Raw genomic sequence first — 17,373 nt, forward strand, 5'->3', positions numbered from 1 at the left:
GCCAATGGGCGGGACGGCCGGGACGGAAAGCGCAGGCGGAACAGCTCATGGGTCTCACGAGCAACAAGGTGCTGGTACTGGTGATCCTGCTCGCCGTGCTGCTCTTCGTCGGCACGGTGTGGTGGTGGCCGCGGCTCGCCAGGCGTACCTGGCGGTCCGTCAGCGGACGTGTCGGGCTGCTGCTGGCGACCCAGGTGATGCTGTTCGCGTCGATCGGGCTGTCGGCCAACCAGGCGTTCGGGTTCTACGCCAGCTGGGCGGATCTTCTCGGCCGGGAGAGAGGCGAGGGTGTGGTCGTCGACCACAACGGCGCGAGCGGTCCGGGCGGCGGCCCCCTCCAGGTCGTGGACACCGAGCAGGTGGCCGTCTCGGGCGGTGCCCGGCCGCGGAGCGGCGGCCAGATCCAGAAGATCGACATCGTCGGCCGTACGACCCGGATCGCCACACCGGCGTACGTGTATCTGCCGCCGGAGTACTTCCAGCCGCGGTACCGGACCCGTACGTTCCCGGCGGTGACCGTGCTGACGGGCTATCCCGGCACGGCCCGGGCACTCATCAAGGCCCTGCATTTCCCGCAGACGGAGAATCGTTTGGTCAGGAGCGGCAGGAGCCAGCCGATGATCCTGGTGATGCTGCGGCCGACCGTCGCTCCGCCGCGGGACACCGAGTGCGTGGACATCCCCGGCGGCCCGCAGACGGAGTCCTTCTTCGCCAAGGACCTCCCCGACGCCGTGTCGGCCCATTACCGGGTGGGCGCAAAGCCCCGGAGCTGGGGCATCATCGGCGACTCGACGGGCGGGTACTGCGCGCTCAAACTCGCCGTCCACCACCCCGGGACGTACGCGGCAGGCGCAGGCCTGTCGCCGTACTACAAGGCGCCGATCGACCGCACGACGGGCGACCTCTTCCGGGGCGACAAGGCCTTGCGCGACAGCGCCGATCTGCGCTGGTACCTGAGGAACAAGCCCGCCCCGGACACCTCGCTCCTCGTCACCAGCAGCAAGGTGGGCGAATCCAACTACAGGGCCACGCTCGACTTCATAGACCTGGTGAAATCGAAGAAGCCCACCAGGATCTCGTCGATCATCCTCGACAGCGGTGGCCACAACTTCAACACCTGGCGGCGGGAGATTCCGGGTGCCCTCCAGTGGCTCAGCGGACGCCTGAGCGACCGCTGACGCGTGCCGCGCCGGGGGTCGAGCGGCCCGGACGCCGCGCGGTCCCGCGCGGTCCGTGGCGTGCCCCGCCGGGCCGTGTCCGCCCCGCGGACGAATTGGACTGCCCGGTACGGAGAAAGGCGCTCCCCGGGGGAATGCCGCGCCCGAAGATGACGATTCGGGAACCGTTCTGAGGCGGCGGAATTGACCGGGAAGCCGGTGCGGTCGGGGGGCGTGACGGGCTTTGTGGGACAAGCGGTGTGCCTTGTAGGCGCCTGGTACGGGACAAAGCCTCCGGGGAGACTGTGTTTTTACCGTGCGGGCCACCAAGATTCGCCTACGCGCGGTAAGTTTCTGGCCATGCCACGTGGACGCCACCGCCATTCCCCGCCCTTGCACAGGGTGCTGCCTTCTTCGGCGATCGCCGGCGTGTCGCTCGTCTGCGCCATAGGACCCTGGCTGTTCACGGATGCGTTCGCGCTCCGTGTCCTGGCCGCGGGTGCCGCGGCGACGGCGGTCGTCAGCGCGGTCGTCCTGCGCCAATGGGACACCGCGGCGGGCAAACGCGTCGCGGACCTCACGCGCGCGCGTGCGAGCGACGAGTGGCGTTATGAGGAACGCGTCGCCGAGCTGGAGACGGATCTCGAGGAGTCGCGCGAACTGCGCGCCAAGCTGGAGCAGAAGCTGCGCGCCAAGCGCACCGAGCTGGCCGGCCTGCGCAACGAGCACGCGGCGCTGCTGCGGCGGTACGCCACGGCCGAGACGGAGCGGGCCACCGCCCTGGAGGGGCGCCGGCAGCTCGCCATAGAGGCTTCGGTACCGGCCCGGGCCCTGCCGGCCGCGCGGACGGCTCCGGACGAGGTCGAGACCGAGGACCTCTCCGGCACGCCGGAGGCCCACGACACGGACTCCACGGACTCCTCCGGAGCGCCGGACGCGCCCGAGTCGGGCGAGACGTCCGGAGGACCGGACGCGTCCGAGGGACCGGCGAAGTCCGAGGCGTCCGGAGAGACCGCACAGTCCGAGGGTTCCGGGGGCGGGGTGTCCGCGTCCGTAAGCGGGTCGGATGCCATCGAGGCCTTCATGGCGCCGGACGAGGACACGGTCGACCCGGACACGGAGGACGACGAGGACGCGAGGGCGGAGGCCGGGAACGGGACCGACGAGTCCCCCGAGGTCTTCTCCCCGGCCGGGTCGTCGCTCTTCCTGCGGGCCGGAGCGGCGTCGAGCCGGGTCGCGGGCGACAGCCGGGAGGCGGAGGGCGCCGAGGCCCGGACGGCCTCGACGTCCGTGGCCCTCGCGCTGCCGGACGCGGACCCCGGCACCGACTCGGTCCAGGCCCCCGACGCCCGTTCGTCGACGGCCAGGTCCCTGAACGACGTGCCCGCGCCGGGCGGGTCCGCGCTGGACGCGGCCGTCAGGAGGGACGCGGCGGCCAAGCAGCGCGCGGCGATGCGGAAGGGCGCGGCAGCCACGAAGGAACTGGTCGCGACCAGGGACCCGGCGGCCGAGCGGAACGCGGTCACGCACGGCGAGGCCGCCCCGCACGGAGCTCCGGCCACCGAGACGGGTCCGTCCGCGGATTCCGTCGCGGAGGCGGGTGGGGCGCAGGGGAAGCCCGAGGCGGCCCGCGAGCACCAGCGCGCGGCCGCCGAGACTGAGTCTCCGACCGCCGCCACATCCGAGACATCCCGCCGGGCCGTGACGGCACCGCCGGTGCGCGCGGCGCTTCCGCCCGCCAAGACGGCCCAGCGCTCGGGGCACTTCACCGTGCCGACCGCGGTGGCCGTCGTCCCGCACACCGCGCCCGTGCGGCGCCCCTCGGTCGAGGGAGGGTTCGACTTCTTCGGTACGCAGGCGGAGGAGTCGGACGCCGCCGCGATGGAGGCCGTGCAGAACGAGGACCTCGCCGACGTGGTCGGCCAGGAGGCGCTCGCCGTGCACAAGGCCGAGTCCGGGTCCGAGTCCGGGTTCAAGCCCGCGGGCGAGGCCACGGACGGTGCCGACCGCCAGGTCATCGACCTGACCGAGCACGACGAGACCGAGCACATCGACATGAGCGGGCTGCGGAGCGCGGCTTCCTGAGCCGTACGCTCCCGCCGGGCAGGCGTGACGAAGGGAGGGCAGTGGCGTGACGCCACTGCCCTCACCCGTTCCCGCTCCCGTTCCCGCTCCCCGGCGGAGACCCGCGTCACCCGGCCGGTCCCCACCGGGCGTCCGCGGCACCTGTACCGACCCCGCCCCGGCGGTCCTCAGGCCATCCACCGGTCCGGCCGGGCTTCCCGCCGGCCCGTGCGGGACCGGTCCGCCTGTGCCTGGAGGAGCTCCGCCGCCTCGGCGGCATCCCGCAGCCGCGCGGTCACCGTCCTGCCGGCACCGGCGTCGATGTGGACGTCGGCGAGCCCCCTGAAGCGCTCCCAGGGCCCCTGGGTCAGCCGGACGCTCTGCGCCTTGGCGTGCGGGACGAGGAAGAGGCGGCGCCGCATCAGCCCGCGGCGCGCGGCGAACACGGTGCCGGTGACGGCGAGTCCGTACCCGCGCCACCAGAACGGCACGCACCAGCCGGCCCGCCGCGGCGGCCGGTCCAGTGACGCGGGAACGGTCACACCGGGCAGCACGGCGGCGATCACGGCCTCGGCGACCTCGCGCGGAGCGACGGGCACGAGGACCGAGTTCGAGGACCCGGCCACGTCCAGCTCGACCCGCACCCATCTGCCGCGCCACAGCAGGGGTTCGATAATCCGTACGGTCTGCACGCGTCCGGGCGGCACCGTCTCGTGCGTCCGGTCCAGGAGCCCGTGATCGATGCGCAGGCCGTCGGGCGACTCGCCCACCGTCCAGTCGTACTCACCGACGAACCGCCCGACGCTGCTGGCGCCCGCCGCTCCGAGCAGGGGCAGTCCGGTCGCGAGGACCGTCCAGGCGCTGTGCGTGGCGAACCACAGCAGCGTGGGCACGACGAGCGCGGCGACCAGGGAGGCCCAGGTGGCACCGGTGAGCAGCAGGGAGGCGGCCAGGACGCCGGGCGGGACGTGCAGGAGCTGCCGGACCGGTGCCTCGCCGACCTCGTGGACGGACTCGGGCGCGAACCCGGCCGCCCGGGCGAGGAGTTCGGCACGCAGCTTGCGGGCCTCGCCCTCGCCCAGATAGGCCAGCTCGTCCTTCTTGTCGGTCCCGACGACATCGAGCTTCAGTTTGGCGACGCCCGCGACGCGGGCCAGCAGCGGCTGGGTGATGTCGACGGCCTGGAGCCGTTCGAGCCGGATGTGCGCGGTGCGGCGGAACAACAGGCCGGTTCGGATGCGCAGTTCGGTGTCGGTCACCGCGAAATGCGTGAACCACCAGCTCATGAAGCCGTAGAGGGCGGCGCCCGGGACGATCACTGCGAGCCCCAGGAGCAGCACGGTCGTCGTGAGCCGGGCGAGCTGTTCCTGCGCCTGGCCCGGATCGTGGACGGCCCAGCCCGCGAGGACGGCCACCGGCGCCCAGGCTCGCCGGAACGGGGTCACGGGATGCAGCCGCCGCTCGGACAGCGGCTTCAGCGGCTTCTCCCCCGGTACGGCCTCCGGTACGGGACCCTCGTCGTCCGGCACGGCCGTCGCGCCGGGGAGGACGCCGGGCGCGGGCACGGCGGACGGGTGCCCCGAGGAGTCCGGGGAGGCCGTGCTCACAGGCCCGCCGATCGGGCCTCGCCCAGTTCGGTCAGCCGGTCGCGCAGCCGCTCGGCCTCGGCCGGGTCGAGACCCGGGATGCGCGCGTCGGTGGCCGCGGCGGCCGTGTGCAGCTGCACGCCGGCGAGCCCGAAGTGGCGTTCCAGGGGCCCGGAGGTCACCTCGACGAGCTGCATGCGCCCGTACGGCACCACGGTCTCCTCACGCCACAGCACCCCCCGGCTGATCAGCAGGTCGTCCGCGCGTTCCGCGTATCGCCAGGAGCGCCAGTTGCGCCCCAGCATGTGCCAGCCCCAGGCGGCGAGGGCGAGCGGCAGCAGGGCGAAGGCCGCCCAGCCCGGACCGGCGAACAGAGCGAGGAGCAGGCCGACGGTGATCGTCAGGAGTCCCAGCCACACCACCAGCAACAGTCGTCGCATGCGCAGCAGCCCCGGAGGCAGTCCGGTCCAGACCGGCTCCGGCATCGCGCTCTCGTCGGTCCGCGCGCTCCCCGTATTCATGGGGCAAGCGTACGTACGAGAGACTGTGGCCATGACTCCTACGACGGAGACCATGGTCGGCATCGGCGGCGCTGCCGAGAGCACCGACATGGTGCTCAACATCGGCCCCCAGCACCCCTCGACCCATGGCGTGCTGCGCCTGCGGCTCGTACTCGACGGTGAGCGGATCCAGCACGCGGAGCCGGTCATCGGCTATATGCACCGCGGCGCCGAGAAGCTCTTCGAGGCACGCGACTACCGCCAGATCATCATGCTCGCCAACCGCCACGACTGGCTGTCGGCCTTCTCGAACGAGCTGGGCGTCGTCCTCGCCGTGGAGCGGATGCTCGGCATGGAGGTCCCCCCGCGCGCGGTGTGGACACGCACGCTGCTCGCGGAACTCAACCGGGTCCTCAACCACCTGATGTTCCTCGGCTCCTATCCCCTGGAGCTGGGCGGGATCACCCCGATCTTCTACGCCTTCACGGAGCGCGAGGAGCTCCAGCACGTCATGGAGGAGATCTCCGGCGGGCGCATGCACTACATGTTCAACCGCGTCGGCGGTCTCAAGGAGGACCTTCCGGCCGGATGGGCCACCCGCGCGCGTGCCTGCGTCGCCGCGCTGCGCGCGCGGATGGGCGTGTACGACGACCTGGTGCTCGGCAACGAGATCTTCCGGGGGCGTACGCGCGATGTGGGCGTCCTCTCGCCGGAGGCCGTGCACGCGTACGGCGTGAGCGGTCCCATCGCGCGGGCCTCCGGTGTCGACTTCGACCTGCGCCGCGACGAGCCCTACCTCGCGTACGGGGAGCTCCAGGACACCCTGAAGGTCGTCACGCGCGAGGAGGGCGACTGCCTGGCCCGCTTCGAGTGTCTCCTGGAGCAGACGCACAACTCCCTGGACCTCGCGGACGCCTGTCTCGACCGGCTGGCCGAGCTGCCGCCCGGCCCGGTCAACCAGCGTCTGCCGAAGGTCCTGAAGGCGCCCGAGGGACACACGTACGCCTGGACCGAGAACCCCCTCGGCATCAACGGCTACTACCTCGTCAGCAAGGGCGAGAAGACCCCGTACCGGCTGAAGCTGCGCTCCGCCTCCTTCAACAACATCCAGGCGCTCGCCGAACTGCTGCCCGGGACGCTGGTCGCCGACATGGTGGCGATCCTGGGGTCACTGTTCTTCGTGGTCGGGGACATCGACAAGTAGGGCGTCGCGCAGGACGGCGTCGGGGGAGTCGGGGAACGGGTCGGGGAAGCCGACGGGCTGGAGCAGCCAGCCGAAGTCGCCCAGCCCGCCCGGCGCGGTGAGTTCCGCCGCCTGCCCGGCACCCGCGAGGGCGCGCACATAGGCCGCAGGGTCCGTCGTCGCGAGGGTGAGCGGGGGGCGGGCGCCGCTCACGCCCAGCGCGCGCAGTGCCGCGCGCTGGGTCACCACGCGGCCCCCGGGCAGCGCGCACGCGTCGAGCGCCACATGCGCGGTGATGTCGCACGAGCCGTCCGGTACCGGCGCCGTCTCGCGTCCCTCCCGGAAGCCGGTGAGCGTCCCGAAGGGCGGCCGCCCGCCCGCGACGTGCGCGTAGTCGACGGCGACGGCGAGGCCCCGGTCGAGCGTGGCCACGGCGGAGGCCCAGGCGAGGTCCCGGGGGAGCCCGATCTCGGCACGGGCGCCCTCGGCGGGCGCGAGGGGCGCTTCGGGAGAGCCGTCCGCCCCCGGTGTTCGGGGTGCTTCCTGTGCGGGTCCGGGGTCCGGCCGCGCTCCTGGTGCGGGCCGGTCGCCGGCCGGCGGCCACCACCAGTTCCGCAGCCACCGGGCGTCCTCCCCGGTGACGGGCTCCCCGAGGCGTTCGGTTCCGTCGCCGCGGACGAGGACCCGGCGCGGCACCCGGTCCGGGCCGGCCTCGGCGACGTCCACGGGCACGTTGTCCAGCCACTCGTTGGCGAAGAGCAGCCCGGTGATCCCGCGCGGCGGCTCGGTGAGCCAGGAGATCCGCCGGTCGAGACCGGCCGGCCGCTCCGCCCGCTCGACGGCGTACCCGCGCACACGGCCGGCCACGTCGGCGGGGAGAGCTGCGAGGACCCCGGTCACCAGCTCGCCGCGGCCGGCGGCCATGTCGACGAAGGCCAGCGGATCCGGGTGGCCGAGGGCCGCGTCGAGGCGGCACAGCAGGCGCGCCACGGCCCCCGCGAACAGCGGGGAGGCGTGCACCGAGGTCCGGAAATGCCCGGCTGGTCCCTCGGGCCGGCGGTAGAAGCCCCCCGGGCCGTACAGCGCCGTTTCCGTCGCCTCGCGCCACCCACGCCACTCACCCGCCGCCGCACGTTCCACGGGGTCAGGCTAAGCGGTGCCGTTCCGCTGGTCCGGCCGGGCGGTCCGGTCCGGTGCGGAAGGCACCTTTTGAGCGTCCCGGAGGGAGGGACATCCACCTTGGGGAGTACGAGGGGCGGCCCCGGATCGGTCCTCCGGTTGACCCGGGCACACCGCGCGCCTCCCTACTCTGGGTTACGTGCAGCGCCTCTATGACCTTCTCCGCAGGTACCCGACATGGGTCGACAGCTTCTGGGCCGTCGCCCTCCTCGGGATCTCCTGGGTGAGCATCAGCAATCTCAACGGCGCCGCGACGGGTCCGTCGTCGACCGCCACGGCGCTCCCGATCGCCGTCGTGCTGAGCGCGGTCGTCGCGCTGCGCCGCCGCATGCCGGAGAAGATGCTGGTCCTGGCCGTGGCGGCGGGCCTCGCGCAACTGGTCCTGGACGTCCCGTCGGCGCCCGAGGACTTCGCGATGCTGGTGATCATCTACACGGTCGCCGCGGACGGGGCCCGCTGGGCCTCCCGGCTCGCGCTGATCGGCGGCCTGTGCGCGGGCACCCTTTCGCAGCTCCGCTGGCCCACCGAGGCCAGCGGGCCGGGCGGTGTCTTCATGGCGATCTTCCAGACCGTTCCGTTCGCGCTCGCCTGGGTGCTCGGCGACTCGATCCGCACCCGCCGCGCCTACCTCGCGCAGCTGGAGGAGCGGGCCGCCCGTCTGGAGAAGGAGCGCGAGGCGCAGGCCAAGGTCGCGGTCGCCGCCGAGCGCGCCCGGATCGCGCGCGAGCTGCACGACGTCGTCGCGCACAACGTCTCGGTGATGGTGGTTCAGGCCGACGGCGCCGCGTACGTCATGGACACGGCCCCCGACCAGGCCAGGAAGGCGCTGGAGACCATTTCGGGGACCGGCAGGCAGGCCCTCGCCGAGATGCGCCGGCTGCTCGGAGTGCTGCGCACCGGCGAGCACCAGGAGGGCGGCGAGTACGTGCCGCAGCCCGACGTCGAGCAGCTCGACGACCTCATCGAGCAGTGCCGCACCTCGGGCCTGCCCGTCGACTTCAAGGTGGAGGGCACCCCGCGCCCGCTGCCCAGCGGTGTGGAGCTCACGGCGTACCGCATCGTCCAGGAGGCGCTGACCAACACCCGCAAGCACGGAGGCCCGAACGCGGGCGCCAGCGTCCGTCTGGTGTACTTCGACGACGGCCTCGGCCTCCTCGTCGAGGACGACGGCAAGGGCGCCCCCCACGAGCTGTACGAGGAGGGCGGCGCCGACGGGCAGGGTCACGGCCTGATCGGCATGCGGGAGCGTGTCGGCATGGTCGGCGGCACCCTGGACGCGGGGCCGCGGCCCGGCGGGGGGTTCCGCATCAGCGCCCTGCTGCCCCTCAAAGCGGCCCACTGACACCTGTACACACCGGTCCCGACGACCGGTCCCGACGAAGTGAAAGGCCCCCGATGGCGATCCGCGTGATGCTCGTCGACGACCAGGTGCTGCTGCGCACCGGCTTCCGGATGGTGCTCGATGCCCAGCCGGACATGGAGGTCGTGGCCGAGGCGGGCGACGGCGTCGAGGCCCTGCAGGTACTGGGCGCCAGCGAGGTCGACGTGGTCCTGATGGACGTACGCATGCCGAAGCTCGACGGTGTGGAGACCACCCGCCGCATCTGCTCGGACCCGAACCCGCCGAAGGTGCTGATCCTCACCACCTTCGACCTCGACGAGTACGCGTTCTCCGGTCTGAAGGCGGGCGCCTCCGGCTTCATGCTCAAGGACGTGCCCCCGGGAGAGCTGCTCGCCGCCATCCGTTCCGTGCACAGCGGCGACGCCGTGGTCGCGCCGTCCACCACCCGGCGGCTGCTCGACCGGTTCGCGCCGCTGCTGCCCAACGCCGGCAAGGAGCCCCGGCACAAGGGTCTGGAGCGGCTCACCGAGCGCGAGCGCGAGGTCATGATCCTGGTCGCGCAGGGCCTGTCCAACGGGGAGATCGCGGCCCGCCTCGTCCTCTCGGAGGCCACCGTGAAGACCCACGTCGGGCGCATCCTCACCAAGCTCGGCCTGCGCGACCGGGTCCAGGTGGTCGTCCTCGCCTACGAGACGGGGCTCGTCCGGGCGGGCGGGCTCGGCTGACGCCCGAAGGCGTACCCCGCGGCCGGTGCCGTACGAGCGGCCGCCGGGGCCGGGCGCGGTTTCCCGGTGGCACCGGCCTGCGCGTGACCGGGACGTGACCGGCGCGCACTAGGGTCGGCGCATGCTCCTGTGGATCAACGGGCCCTTCGGGGGCGGCAAGACACAGACCGCACACGAGATCCAGCGCAGGCTGCCGGGCAGCGTCATCTGCGATCCGGAACACGCCGGTTTCGGCCTGCGCCGCATGCTTCCGCCCGAACTCCGCGGCGATTTCCAGGACTTGGTGTCCTGGCGGCAGGGGGTGGTCGAGGTGCTCGACCTCGCGCTCCGCGAACGGGACGGCGCGGTCATCGCCCCCATGACGGTCACGAACCCCGTGCACTTCGCGGAGACGGTCGGGCGGCTGCGTGAACTGGGCCACGACGTACGGCACTTCACGCTGCTGGCCGAGCGCGAGACCGTCCTTCGGCGGCTGCGCGAACGCGGCTTCGGGCACTTTGTCGGCCACGTCGCCGGGAAGAACACCCCGCTGCGGCGCGAGAGCTGGGCCGTGGGGCAGCTCGACCACTGTCTGGAGCGGCTGCGCGAGCCGGAGTTCGCCGAGCATCTGTGGACCGACGGGACGACCGTCGCCAGGACCGCCGACCGGATAGCGGTCCTCGCGGGGCTGACGATCGGTCCGAACCGGGACGGGGCCCTGCGCGGACGCCTGCGGCGGGCCCGGACGGGCGTGCGCCACATCCGCCTCGACTGATCCCGCCCCGGGCTTTCGCCACCACGACGCGCCCGCAGTCGGGATCCGGCGCGAGGGGCCGTGCCGGTACATACATGCCCGTCGCCACCGACGGTCACATCTTGTCCAACGGCGACGGGCGGATGTACCGGCGCGGCCCCGACCCACCCCCCGTCCGAGCCGCTCACGGGCTCTCGCCCGGGCCGGCTGCACACCCTCAGCGCAGGATCCCCTCCAGGAAGTCGCTGCCCAGCCGGGCCACCACGCCGACGTCGAGCTGGTGCAGCACATAGCGGCCGCGGCGCCGCGTGGTGATCAGGCCCGCCCTCTTGAGCACGCTCAGATGCCGGGATATCTCCGGCGCGGTCATCCCGTGCACCTGGGCGAGCTCGCCCGTGGTGTACGCGCTGCGTGCCAGATGGCGGCAGATGCGCATCCGGACCGGGTGGGACAGGGCGGTCATCCGCAGGGTGAGCTGCTCGACGGAGGGCGGGGCGGAGAGCTCGGGGGAACTGACGGGGTAGTGCAGCACCGGCTGCCACCGATAGCGGTGCAGCACCATCAGGTGCGGCCGGCCGAGGCTGGTGGGGACCAGCAGCAGACCGCCGTCCGCCGTGACCACCGTGCTCCCCTCGGTCAGCTTGTCGATGGTGATGATCCGCGCCGTCTCGTCCAGGGACAGGGCGGAGGAGACGGAGGCCAGCGCCTCGGGCAGGCCCTTGTGCCGGAGCAGATCCGTCTTGTGACGGGCCTCCGCGGCCAGCGGGTGGCGCAGCCGGGACCAGGTCTCGGCGAAGAATGCCTCGTCGCAGTCCTCCAGGAACTGCCGCAGCCAGGCCCGCACGCCCGGCGGGTCCACCAGCAGCCGCTCGGTGAACCGCGTCTGCTGCGGCCCGCGCGAGGCGGCCAGATCGACGGCACGCCGCTGCACCTCGGGATCGGAGAGGGCGTGCGGCCCCTCGGAGCTGTACGCGAGCGCGCAGGTGAACTCCAGGGCCGCGTCCACGAACTGCTCGTCGGTGAGCTTGTCCAGCAGGTCCAGGTCCTCGGCGAGCGTCGCGCCCGGCACCGAGGCCCCGCCCGGGATGCCCGCGCACGGCAGGAACAGGTCCGAGAACGTCGTGCGCCACAGGAAGTCCGCCTCGCACATCCGGTCCGCGAGATGGGGATCGAGCCCGGCGGTCACCCCCGTCGCCCAGCCCTGGAGCCCGGGGTGGTGCCCCGGCTCCGCCAGCGCGTGCAGCGCCATCCCCAGCTCGGCCAGCGGCGAGGGCACGACGGCGACCCGCTCCGGCCGCAGGCCGCGGATGTCGATGTGCACGCTCATGTCCCCATGGTGCACCTCGCCACCGACAGCGGCCGCCGCCGATTGACGGCGGCCGTCAATCGAGGCGACAGCCGCTGTGATCAGGCGCAGCCTGGGACGACCGGGGCAGTTCGCGCGGGGCCTTCGGATCCCATCCCTCGTTCCCGAGAGGCGATCGGTCATGAGCATCACCCAGCAGTACCTCCTGGACAGCTACCGGGCCTCGCAGCACGGGGAGGCCGCTCCACCGGCACCCGGCAGCCACGACCGGGAGGTCGCGCGGGAGCTGCGCGACTACCGGCGGTTCCGGGCCGTCGTGGCCGGACATCCGGCCCACGGCCGGCTGCGCGGGGCCCTGAGCCGGTGGCTGCACGGCCGGCACCGGTGGCCGGCCCGCCGATAGCCGCGCCGCCCGGCCTTCCCGGACCCCGTGCCGTGCGGGCCCGCGTCCTACGAGGTGATCCGGTCCGGCAGCCGTTCGACGAACGCGCGGACCGCCGCCTTCACGTCGTCCGCCGTCCACTCCAGACCCGGTCCGGCCACCGTGACCTCGGTGTACGCGAGTCCCGGGCCGCCCCGGTTCCAGCCCTGGGCGAACAGGCCCGTCCTCGTCTCCTCGACCTGCCGCAGCGCCGCGTCCCCGAGGACGTCCGGTTCGTACGGCAGCCAGACCTGGAACTGGTGGGTGTGCGGCTCCTCCGGGTGGACCCGGGCCCAGGGGACCCCGGCCTCGGTGAAGCCCTCGCGCAGCGCGCCGGCCACCACGCGCGCGTGGGCGACGTACTCCGGCAGCCGGGGCAGCTCCCGCTCCAGGCCGATCAGCGCCGACAGGACGGTCGGGAACTGCTGGATGATCATGCCGCCGTACCGGTGCCGCCAGGTCTTCGCCTCGTCCACGAGCGTCTTCGGCCCCGCGACGGCGGCACCGCCGAACCCGCCGAGCGACTTGTAGAACGAGACGTACACGCTGTCCGCGAGGCCGGCGATCTCCTCCAGGGGGCGGCCGAAGTGCGGGGTGCACTCCCACAGCCGGGCCCCGTCGATGTGGACCACCGCGTCACGCTCCCGGGCCGCCTCCACGACCTCGGTGAGTTCTTCCCAGGTGGGCAGGACGAACCCGGCGTCCCGGAGCGGCAGTTCCAGCAGCAGCGCGCCGAACGGCTCGGGGAAGTCCCGTACCTCCTCGGCGGTCGGCAGCCGGGGCTCGTTCGTCACACGGACCGGGCGCAGGCCGCTGACCTGGCTGAACGCCTGCCGTTCATGGACTTCCGGATGGCTGAGCCCGTGCAGGGCCACGGTCGGGTTCCCGGTCCGGCCCGCCCAGCAGCGCAGGACGACCTGCTGGGCCATGGTCCCGGTCGGGAAGAAGACCGCCGCCTCCGCGCCCAGCAGCTCGGCGACCCGCTCCTCCAGGGTCTCGACGAGGCCGCCGCCGTACATGTCGACCCGCTCGTCCAGGTCGCACACGTCACCGGCGCCCTCGTTCAGCCAGGCCAGACGCTCGCGGAGCGACAACTGGTAGCCGGGCCGCCACAGCACCCGCCCGGCCGCCTTCCAGGCGACCACGCGCCGCTCGAACCGCTCCTCGTGAGACAGCCCCGCCGTCCCCTCCCCGCCCTGTCCCGCAGGGTCCGCCCCGCCCCGCTCCGCGGGGTCCGTACCGCCTCGTGCCGACGTATCGCTCATCCCAGGATCATGTCCCGGGCGGGCCCGGCCGGGCACCTCGATATCCACACGCCGGTGACCTGTGGATATCTCGTTCACCCGGCCAGGGCACTCATCGCGTTCCGGCGCGCGGAAACCCACAGCCTGTGGACGGCCGGACTCCCGTCGGACCAATCGCGTTAACATGACGAGAAATCGTCCGGTACCCCGAGCGGACTGGAACGGAAGGCCGCCGTCGCGTGAGTACGTATCCCCAGCCAGAGCCCAAGGACCGCCCCGCGCGGCTGACCGTCGGCGTCGTCGGCGCCGGCCGTGTCGGACCCGCGCTCGCCGCCGCGCTCCAGCTCGCCGGACACCGCCCGGTGGCCGTCTCCGGCGTCTCCGACGCCTCCAGGCGGCGTGCCGCGCAGCTCCTGCCCGACGTTCCGCTGGTGTCCCCGGCCGAGGTCCTGGAGCGCGCCGACCTCGTGCTGCTGACGGTCCCCGACGACGCGCTCCCCGGGCTCGTCGAAGGACTCGCCGAGACGGGCGCCGTCCGGCCCGGACAGCTCCTGGTGCACACCTCCGGACGGTACGGCGCGCGCGTGCTCGACCCGGCCCTCAGGGCGGGCGCGCTGCCGCTCGCCCTGCACCCCGCGATGACGTTCACGGGCACCGCCGTGGACGTCCAGCGGCTCGCCGGATGCTCCTTCGGGGTCACCGCCCCCGAGCAGCTCCGGCTGGCCGCCGAGGCCCTCGTGATCGAGATGGGCGGCGAGCCCGAGTGGATCGCCGAGGAGTCCCGGCCGCTCTACCACGCGGCCCTCGCGCTCGGCGCCAACCACCTGGTGACCCTGGTCGCCGAGTCGATGGAGCTGCTGCGCACCGCCGGTGTCGAGGCCCCCGACCGCATGCTCGGCCCGCTCCTCGGCGCCGCTCTGGACAACGCGCTCAGGTCCGGCGACGCGGCCCTGACCGGGCCCGTCGCGCGCGGGGACGCGGGCACGGTCGCCGCGCACGTCGCCGAACTGCGCCGGCACGCCCCGGGGACCGTCGCCGGCTATCTGGCGATGGCCCGCGCGACCGCCGACCGCGCGCTCGCCCACGGACTGCTCAAGCCGGAACTCGCCGAGGACCTCCTGGGGGTACTCGCCGCCGGGACGGACGCGACCCAGGGGACCGAGGGAGACACCCGATGACCACCGCCCTGCTGCGCACCGCCGACGAACTGTCCGCGCGGGCCCGGACCGGCCGCAGAGCCGTCGTGATGACCATGGGCGCCCTCCACGAGGGCCACGCCACTTTGATCCGCACCGCCCGCGAGATCGCGGGCGACGGGGGCGAGGTGGTCGTCACCGTTTTCGTGAACCCTCTCCAGTTCGGCCAGGGCGAGGACCTCGACCGCTACCCGCGCACCCTCGACGCCGACCTGAAGATCGCCGAAGAGGCCGGCGCGGACGTCGTGTTCGCCCCTTCCGCCGACGAGGTCTACCCCGGTGGCGAGCCCCAGGTCCGGATCTCCGCGGGACCGATGGGCGAGCGCCTGGAAGGCTCCGTGCGGCCCGGTCACTTCGACGGCATGCTCACCGTCGTCGCCAAGCTGCTGCACCTGACCCGGCCCGACGTGGCCCTGTTCGGCCAGAAGGACGCCCAGCAGCTCGCCCTGATCCGGCGCATGGCACGCGACCTGAACTTCGGCGTGGAGATCACCGGTGTCCCCACCGTGCGCGAGGAGGACGGACTCGCCCTCTCCAGCCGCAACCGCTACCTCTCGGCCGAGGAGCGGCGCACCGCGCTCGCCCTCTCCCAGGCCCTGTTCGCGGGCCGTGACCGGCACGCCGCCCAGGAGGCGCTGCGCGCGCGGGCCCTGGAGGTGCCCGCCACGCGCGAGCGTGCCGAGGCCCTCAGCGCCCTGGGCGAGTCCCGGGCCGCGGCCGACGCGCACGCCGTCGCCAAGGCCGTCCCCGGCTGGCCCGGCGGGGTCCGCTCGGCCGCCCGGCTGGTCCTCGACGAGGCGGCCCGCCTGCGGCCGCCGCTGGCCCTGGACTATCTCGCACTCGTCGACCCCGACGACTTCACGGAGATCCCGGACGACTTCACCGGCGAGGCGGTCCTCGCCGTCGCCGCCCGGGTCGGCACGACCCGGCTGATCGACAACCTTCCCCTCACCTTCGGAGCCGCCTCGTGACCGGCAAAGGCACAGGTTCAGACACCGCCACTGGCACCGGTATACGCCTGCACGCGCCCGCCCCGGGCTGGGCCCTGACCGCGGACGTCGTCGTCGTCGGCTCCGGCGTGGCCGGGCTCACCGCGGCCCTGCGCTGCGAGGCCGCGGGGCTGCGGACCGTCGTGGTCACCAAGGCCCGCCTGGACGACGGCTCCACGCGCTGGGCGCAGGGCGGCATAGCCGCGGCCCTCGGCGACGGCGACACCCCCGAACAGCACCTCGACGACACCCTCGTCGCGGGCGCGGGCCTGTGCGACGAGGAAGCCGTCCGCATCCTCGTCACCGAGGGACCCGACGCGGTGCGCCGGCTCATCGCGACCGGCGCCCACTTCGACGAGTCCTCCGAGGGCCGCCTCGAACTCACCCGTGAGGGCGGCCACCACCGCCGCCGCATCGCGCACGCGGGCGGCGACGCGACAGGCGCCGAGATCTCCCGGGCCCTCGTCGAGGCGGTCCGCGCGCGCGGCCTGCGCACGGTCGAGAACGCCCTCGTCCTGGACCTCCTCACGGACGCCGAGGGCCGCACCGCGGGCGTGACCCTGCACGTCATGGGAGAGGGCCAGCACGACGGTGTCGGCGCCGTCCACGCCCCCGCCGTGGTCCTCGCGACCGGCGGCATGGGCCAGGTCTACTCCGCGACCACCAACCCGTCCGTCTCCACGGGCGACGGCGTGGCCCTCGCCCTGCGCGCGGGCGCCGAGGTCTCCGACCTCGAATTCGTCCAGTTCCACCCGACCGTGCTCTTCCTCGGAGCCGACGCGGAGGGCCAGCAGCCGCTGGTCTCCGAGGCGGTACGGGGCGAGGGCGCCCACCTGGTCGACGCGGACGGCGTGCGCTTCATGGTCGGCCAGCACGAGCTGGCCGAACTGGCCCCCCGGGACATCGTCGCCAAGGGCATCACGCGCCGCATGCTGGAGCAGGACGCCGAGCACATGTTCCTCGACGCCCGGCACTTCGGCGCCGCCATGTGGGAGCACCGCTTCCCCACGATCCTCGCCGCCTGCCGCGCCAACGGCATCGACCCGGTGACCGAGCCCGTCCCGGTCGCCCCGGCCGCCCACTACGCCTCCGGCGGCGTACGCACCGACGCCCGGGGCCGCACCACGGTCCCCGGTCTGTACGCGTGCGGCGAGGTCGCCTGCACGGGCGTCCACGGCGCCAACCGGCTCGCCTCCAACTCCCTGCTGGAAGGCCTCGTCTACGCGGAGCGGATCGCCGCCGACATCGCGGCCAGCCACGCCGAGGACGGTCTGCACGCGCGTGTGCCCCAGCCGGTCCCGCACCCCGAGACGCCCGCGCACCCGCTGCTCGCCCCCGAGACCCGCTTCGCGATCCAGCGGATCATGACGGGCGGCGCCGGAGTGCTGCGCTCCGCCGGGTCCCTCGCGACCGCGGCCGAGCAGCTCCAGCGCCTGCACACCGACGCGCGGGACGCCCTCGACGAGAACGGCAAGACCTCCGAGCCCGGCGTCGACACCTGGGAGGCCACCAACCTGCTGTGCGTGGCCCGCGTCCTGGTCGCCGCCGCCCTGCTGCGCGAGGAGACCCGGGGCTGCCACTGGCGGGAGGACCACGCCGACCGCGACGACGAACAGTGGCGCCGCCACATCGTCGTACGGCTGAATCCCGACCGGACGCTCGCCGTCGGCACCACCGATACCGCAGACTTCCCCCCGACATCCCGGCAGCCCCACCCGGCGCCCCCGTCCCGTCCCCAGGAGCAGTGA

General features: G+C 73.6%; 15 protein-coding genes. 10 read left to right on the forward strand and 5 right to left on the reverse strand.

What is annotated here, in order from left to right; all coding sequences use genetic code 11:
* Positions 1–47: 47 nt before the first annotated feature.
* Entirely contained in the window at positions 48–1,178 is a 1,131-nt protein-coding gene (locus tag OG485_RS24220; protein WP_328670669.1) for an alpha/beta hydrolase, read from the forward strand.
* A gap of 339 nt (positions 1,179–1,517) precedes the next feature.
* Positions 1,518–3,242 carry a hypothetical protein gene (locus OG485_RS24225; RefSeq protein ID WP_328670670.1) on the forward strand — a complete coding sequence of 575 codons (1,725 nt, stop codon included), beginning with the start codon at positions 1,518–1,520 and terminating at the stop codon, positions 3,240–3,242.
* 167 nt (positions 3,243–3,409) lie between these two features.
* Here OG485_RS24225 and OG485_RS24230 read toward each other — a convergent pair whose 3' ends face one another.
* Both OG485_RS24230 and OG485_RS24235 read right to left on the reverse strand, forming a co-directional pair.
* Positions 3,410–4,699 (reverse strand): PH domain-containing protein, encoded by a 1,290-nt coding sequence (locus OG485_RS24230; RefSeq protein ID WP_443048938.1) that lies wholly within the window; start codon positions 4,697–4,699, stop codon positions 3,410–3,412.
* Positions 4,700–4,824: 125 nt separating this feature from the next.
* The gene (locus tag OG485_RS24235; protein WP_328670671.1) at positions 4,825–5,328 is read right to left on the reverse strand and encodes a PH domain-containing protein; all 504 of its coding nucleotides are present in this window, start codon (positions 5,326–5,328) and stop codon (positions 4,825–4,827) included.
* Between the two features lie 31 nt (positions 5,329–5,359).
* Here OG485_RS24235 and OG485_RS24240 point away from each other — a divergent pair, with 31 nt between their 5' ends.
* Entirely contained in the window at positions 5,360–6,511 is a 1,152-nt protein-coding gene (locus OG485_RS24240) for an NADH-quinone oxidoreductase subunit D (protein ID WP_328670672.1), read from the forward strand.
* Here OG485_RS24240 and OG485_RS24245 read toward each other — a convergent pair.
* Entirely contained in the window at positions 6,476–7,630 is a 1,155-nt protein-coding gene (locus tag OG485_RS24245) for an SAM-dependent methyltransferase (protein ID WP_328670673.1), read from the reverse strand. The two genes, OG485_RS24240 and OG485_RS24245, sit on opposite strands and share 36 nt — an antisense overlap.
* Before the next feature lie 178 nt (positions 7,631–7,808).
* Between OG485_RS24245 and OG485_RS24250 the strand changes: the two genes are divergently transcribed.
* The 3 genes from OG485_RS24250 to OG485_RS24260 all read left to right on the forward strand — a co-directional run bounded on the left by OG485_RS24250 (position 7,809) and on the right by OG485_RS24260 (position 10,490).
* A complete protein-coding gene (locus tag OG485_RS24250; RefSeq protein ID WP_328670674.1) occupies positions 7,809–9,011 on the forward strand; it encodes a sensor histidine kinase in 1,203 nt (400 codons plus the stop codon).
* Between the two features lie 53 nt (positions 9,012–9,064).
* Entirely contained in the window at positions 9,065–9,736 is a 672-nt protein-coding gene (locus OG485_RS24255; RefSeq protein ID WP_328670675.1) for a response regulator transcription factor, read from the forward strand.
* Positions 9,737–9,857: 121 nt separating this feature from the next.
* Complete coding sequence (locus OG485_RS24260) at positions 9,858–10,490, forward strand: AAA family ATPase (protein ID WP_328670676.1); 633 nt, start codon at positions 9,858–9,860, stop codon at positions 10,488–10,490.
* Between the two features lie 196 nt (positions 10,491–10,686).
* On the opposite strand, the gene OG485_RS24265 is transcribed toward OG485_RS24260, so the two are convergent.
* Positions 10,687–11,796, reverse strand: coding sequence for a DUF5937 family protein (locus tag OG485_RS24265; RefSeq protein WP_328670677.1), 1,110 nt, complete (start codon positions 11,794–11,796; stop codon positions 10,687–10,689).
* A gap of 160 nt (positions 11,797–11,956) precedes the next feature.
* Here OG485_RS24265 and OG485_RS24270 point away from each other — a divergent pair, with 160 nt between their 5' ends.
* Positions 11,957–12,178 (forward strand): hypothetical protein, encoded by a 222-nt coding sequence (locus OG485_RS24270; protein WP_328449744.1) that lies wholly within the window; start codon positions 11,957–11,959, stop codon positions 12,176–12,178.
* A gap of 47 nt (positions 12,179–12,225) precedes the next feature.
* Here OG485_RS24270 and OG485_RS24275 read toward each other — a convergent pair whose 3' ends face one another.
* Complete coding sequence (locus tag OG485_RS24275) at positions 12,226–13,461, reverse strand: threonine aldolase family protein (protein ID WP_328670678.1); 1,236 nt, start codon at positions 13,459–13,461, stop codon at positions 12,226–12,228.
* A 218-nt stretch (positions 13,462–13,679) separates the two neighbouring features.
* Between OG485_RS24275 and OG485_RS24280 the strand changes: the two genes are divergently transcribed.
* The 3 genes from OG485_RS24280 to OG485_RS24290 are packed head-to-tail and all read left to right on the forward strand — an operon-like array spanning position 13,680 to position 17,373.
* On the forward strand, positions 13,680–14,618 hold the full coding sequence (locus tag OG485_RS24280; RefSeq protein ID WP_328670679.1) for a Rossmann-like and DUF2520 domain-containing protein: 939 nt from the start codon (positions 13,680–13,682) through the stop codon (positions 14,616–14,618).
* Positions 14,615–15,607, forward strand: a complete 993-nt coding sequence (panC, locus tag OG485_RS24285; protein ID WP_328670680.1) for a pantoate--beta-alanine ligase — start codon at positions 14,615–14,617, stop codon at positions 15,605–15,607. Before OG485_RS24280 ends, panC begins: the two co-directional genes overlap by 4 nt.
* Positions 15,604–17,373, forward strand: a complete 1,770-nt coding sequence (locus OG485_RS24290; protein WP_328670681.1) for an L-aspartate oxidase — start codon at positions 15,604–15,606, stop codon at positions 17,371–17,373. The genes panC and OG485_RS24290 overlap by 4 nt, the downstream gene beginning before the upstream one ends.

The sequence above is a fragment of the Streptomyces sp. NBC_00328 genome (assembly GCF_036139655.1).
In the GTDB taxonomy this organism is placed as follows: Bacteria; Actinomycetota; Actinomycetes; order Streptomycetales; family Streptomycetaceae; genus Streptomyces.